Annotated in this window: 1 protein-coding gene; it reads left to right on the top strand. The window is 51.2% G+C overall.

Annotated features, from left to right (window positions below; all coding sequences use genetic code 11):
* Positions 1 to 209, top strand: a 209-nt coding sequence (locus B0D78_RS12465) for a magnesium transporter MgtE N-terminal domain-containing protein (RefSeq protein WP_143521886.1), incomplete at both ends; no start/stop codon positions are given.

Here is a 209-nt window from a genome sequence, read left to right as displayed (position 1 = left end):
GAGCTGTATGTCGATGACGCGGTCGACCTGATCGAAGAAATGCCGGCGAACGTCGTCAAGCGTATCCTCAGACAGGCCGACCCCGAAACAAGAAAAGAGATAAACGAGATACTCAAGTACCCCGAGGACAGCGCCGGTTCCATCATGACGACAGAGTTCGTCTATATGAAGCGGAACCAGACTGTAAAGGAATGTCTTGAGAAGATACG

The sequence above is a fragment of the Pyramidobacter sp. C12-8 genome (assembly GCF_002007215.1).
Classification (GTDB): domain Bacteria; phylum Synergistota; class Synergistia; order Synergistales; family Dethiosulfovibrionaceae; genus Pyramidobacter.
The sequence above is the reverse complement of the archived record's forward strand: the minus strand, read 5'-3'. Positions and strand labels throughout refer to the sequence as shown.